The sequence below is a fragment of the Streptomyces sp. NPDC059092 genome (assembly GCF_042756365.1).
Classification (GTDB): Bacteria; Actinomycetota; Actinomycetes; order Streptomycetales; family Streptomycetaceae; genus Streptomyces.
The window spans coordinates 1-3,464 of the sequence record NZ_JBHZEJ010000144.1; the positions used below are offsets into that span (position 1 = coordinate 1).

4 protein-coding genes are annotated in these 3,464 nt (G+C 69.3%); 2 read left to right on the forward strand and 2 right to left on the reverse strand.

Going from position 1 to position 3,464, the window contains the following annotated elements:
- Positions 1 to 503: 503 nt before the first annotated feature.
- Positions 504 to 950: an anthrone oxygenase family protein gene (locus tag ACFXPL_RS36965; protein ID WP_384927561.1), complete on the reverse strand. Its 447-nt coding sequence runs from the start codon at positions 948 to 950 to the stop codon at positions 504 to 506.
- Between the two features lie 91 nt (positions 951 to 1,041).
- Here ACFXPL_RS36965 and ACFXPL_RS36970 point away from each other — a divergent pair, with 91 nt between their 5' ends.
- Positions 1,042 to 1,620: a TetR/AcrR family transcriptional regulator gene (locus ACFXPL_RS36970; protein ID WP_384927562.1), complete on the forward strand. Its 579-nt coding sequence runs from the start codon at positions 1,042 to 1,044 to the stop codon at positions 1,618 to 1,620.
- 948 nt (positions 1,621 to 2,568) lie between these two features.
- On the opposite strand, the gene ACFXPL_RS36975 is transcribed toward ACFXPL_RS36970, so the two are convergent.
- On the reverse strand, positions 2,569 to 2,898 hold the full coding sequence (locus tag ACFXPL_RS36975) for a hypothetical protein (RefSeq protein WP_384927563.1): 330 nt from the start codon (positions 2,896 to 2,898) through the stop codon (positions 2,569 to 2,571).
- Positions 2,899 to 3,071: 173 nt separating this feature from the next.
- On the opposite strand from ACFXPL_RS36975, the gene ACFXPL_RS36980 reads away from it, so the two are divergent.
- Positions 3,072 to 3,464: ATP-binding cassette domain-containing protein (locus tag ACFXPL_RS36980; RefSeq protein WP_384927564.1), on the forward strand; the 393-nt coding region annotated here is incomplete at its 3' end.

Consider the following 3,464-nt stretch of genomic DNA (forward strand, 5'->3'; position numbering starts at 1 on the left):
ACAACAGCCGCTGCCAGCCCTTCACCTGGACCAAGACCGCCGACCAGATCCTCGACAAGATCAAGCGTAAATAGACTTCAAACACGCGACACTAGGTGTATTGACCCGCAGCGTTGTTCACCCGGCCCGCACCGAAATCACCGCGAGCCCAGACTAATTCCCTTCTCAGGTGGGCCAAGGGGACCACCTGGACCGTGGCCGAGCGTCTGTGCGCCTCGCGGCGCACAGCGGACCGCTACCGCTCCGGCGTCGGACGAAGCCCCAGAAGCGCCTCTGGGCCGCCCTGGTGGAGGAGTCCGAGGCCGGAGTGGCTACCGCAGGTCAGAGCACAGGCGAGCCCGTGCGACCATTTCGCGCGGGCTCGTCATCACAATCCGGGCCATCCTCGGCTTCACCGCCAACGGATCCTCGGGCGACACGCGGGTTCGGCTCGAGTCGATGCTTCCGGTACGGCGCTTGTCGCGGAGGAGTGCCTGCCGCCTGTGCGGTCGCGGCCTGCGGGATCAAGCGAGGGCGGCGGCGAGCAGGGCGAAGGCGGCAATGAGGACGGCGACGCGGACGTAGTGGTAGCGGTCCCAGCGGTTTATCTGCTCCTTCCAGTCGTCGGGCCGGTTGTCAGGGGTCCATGTCTTGCCCCGGTTGTTGATCGGGACGAGCAGCAGGACCGACATGATCACGCTGAGGATCAGCAACGCACCAGCGGTGACGACCAGGCCGGTGCCGTGGCGATGCCATCCGGCGATGGCCCAGACGGTGCTCAGGACGAGCGAGCTGATGTACCAGACCGGCATTACGGAGCCGAGCATTCGGCCCCCGTGTGCGCGGCCGAGCTGGCCGCTGTCCTCCGGGAGGGCGTCGAGGATCCGGTTCATGACGAAGGCGACGGAGAACTCCACCCCCACCATCAGGCCTACGACCACGACGGTGAAGACCCCGAGTGTGTTGAGCATGATGACCCTTCCTGGGATCTAGCGCTGCTAGAAGACGAGGTAACGCTAGCTCTGCTATCGCTCTCTTGTCTAGCGATGCTAGGGTTGGGTCATGTCGGTACAGGAACGCAAGGAACGCGAACGGGCGGCCCGCGAGCGCCTCATCGTGGCGACAGCCCGCGAACTCGCCGAGCAGCAGGGCTGGGACGCGGTCACCACCCGTCGGCTCGCCGAGCGCATCGAATACAGCCAGCCCGTCCTGTACAGCCACTTCCGCGGCAAGCGCGAGATCATCGGCGCTGTCGCTCTGGAGGGCGCCGCCGAGATGGCCTCGGCGCTGCGGGCCGCCACCTCGGCCGCGGACGGCCCCCGCACCCGGGTCACCGCTCTCGCTCGTACCTACCTCGACTTCGCCGAACGCAACCCGGCGGTCTACGACTCCATGTTCCAGCTCGACGGCGGTCTGGCCTTCGCGGCCGAGGACACTCCGGAGCCGCTGAAGGACGCCTTCGCCGCGCTGCTGGAAAGCCTCGGCGAGGTCGCCGGGGACGGTGTTCACCCGGGACTGTTCACCGAGGTGTTCTGGGCTTCCCTGCACGGGCTGGCGACGTTGACCCGGGCGGGACGGCTGCCGACGGCGGAAGCCGAGCGGAGGGTGGAGCTGCTGGTGGCGCGGCTCGCCATTGTCTGACACACGGTCCGGGCAGACGGGCTTCAACACTCCGGGGGCGGCAGCCGGTGATTCGCACAGATCCGCACCGCCCTCGGAACCCAGGACCCTTAGACCGCGATTTCCGCGGACGGCGAAACCGGCCCCGCCGAAGCCAGAGAGTGGGAGCGCACCGCGCAGCTGCTCGCCGCCACCTCTGGGACCTACGCCCCGGAGGCCGACTCCGTCGTCCAGGACGAGCTCGCCGCCGACTGCTCCGGCCGCTACGCCGACGCGGCCGCCCGCGGGTTCTGACGGTGGCTGCCGGCATGCTCCTCGGTGCGTGCGGTACGTGCCGAGCAGTGCTGGAGGAGAGCCCGGCGCTCTGGACCCACCCCGGAGGTCAGTTTGCTCTGGAGCCAGGGGATGAGGAGCCCCGGGGCCATGATCACTTTCTCCGGGCCGGCCTAAACACGATACGGCCGGAAGTAACGCCGCGGGACGAGGAAGCAGAGCTGGCCGGCCAAAGCCTGTACGTATTGCCGCGCCGCCGCCCGGATCCCCTTCACCTTCAGCGTCGTTGTGGGGCGGTCAGACCCCGGGGATCAGGAAGACCACCGACCTGCGGACCGGGCTCCAGCTCGCGATCCGCCTGTTCGCCCACTCCGCCGGACGCGAAGCAGCTGGGGCCCGAGCGCTCGGGCGGGCTGATGACAGCCGCCGAAGCCGATCGCACTCACCGTGAGGTACAGACTGACGGTGACCGTGGTGCCCACCCCGGAGGAGGAGGGGTGCACGCGATCGTGCGCGGCGCGGCCTTGGCGGCGGTTCACGCGATCGAAGTCATCGCGGGTGAGGGCCGTGACAGCCGGGACGGGGTGGCCGGGGAGGCGCGCCACGAGCACCCGGCGGATCTCGGGGGTGCGCCGTCGACTCGCAGCAGGCTCACCCGGGGTGGCAGCGCCGGTGAGAGGCGGCACGGCACCGTCGTCACACCGAAGCCGGCGACGATCGGATGGAGCTTCGGTCAGCCAGTCGCGCGCGGAGTGGACGATGCGCGGCCGGCCGGCTGGGCAGGCCGGGCCAGACGCCGAGCAGCGGCTCGGAGCTCGGTGACGGGGTGGCGATCCACACGGCGTCGACCAGCTCGTCGACGTGCACCGTGGTGCGTCCGGCGAACTCTCCCGTCGACGGCGCCGCCGCGACCAGCTCGGTGTCCGCGACGGTCTCGACGTGCAGGCGCGGCGAGTCGCCGCCGAATCCTTCGGGCGGCACCGGGGCGGACGCACTGCACCCACCCCAGGGACCGATGTGGGGCATCCATCCTGCGCGAGAGCGTGAGGAGATGCAGGACCCGCTGAAAGTACGGGCGCCTCTGCCGGACGGTGCGCTTTCGTCCGGTGCGGGCGTCCGGCCACGCGGCGGAGCCCGTTGGAACAACAGGCCGTGACGCGCTCACAATCCGGTAGGACACCACTTCGACAGGGGCAGGCGTGACTCCGGTGCTGGAAGCCGAGAGGCTCGGTAACCGGTACAGCCGATATGAGGCTCTGATCGGCCGTGATCTGAGTGTCCCGCAGAGGCGGGTGATCGGCCCGACCGGCCCCAACGGGGCAGGCAGATCACCGTTGTTGAATCTGGCCGCTGTGCTGGTCGAGTCGACTTCGGGTTCGGTGCGGGTGCTCGGTTCCCGCCCTGCGGCGAGCGCCGGGCATCTCGCCGGGGTCGGTTTCGTCGTACAGAACACCCCGGTGCACGCGGAACTGTTCCTCGCCGATCATCTGCGGATGGGCACGCGCCTCACCCCTCGCTCTGGTCCTCGGTACGGTGACCGGCCTTCTCCTGCGCCATGCGGGGTGGTGCAACTGCGCCGAGGTGTACGGAGT

Coding starts and splice junctions, on each gene's coding strand:
- ACFXPL_RS36970 (WP_384927562.1), top strand. CDS start 1,042: ATGTCGGTACAGGAACGCAAGGAACGCGAACGGGCGGCCCGCGAGCGC.
- ACFXPL_RS36965 (WP_384927561.1), bottom strand. CDS start 950: ATGCTCAACACACTCGGGGTCTTCACCGTCGTGGTCGTAGGCCTGATG.
- ACFXPL_RS36975 (WP_384927563.1), bottom strand. CDS start 2,898: ATGCCCCACATCGGTCCCTGGGGTGGGTGCAGTGCGTCCGCCCCGGTG.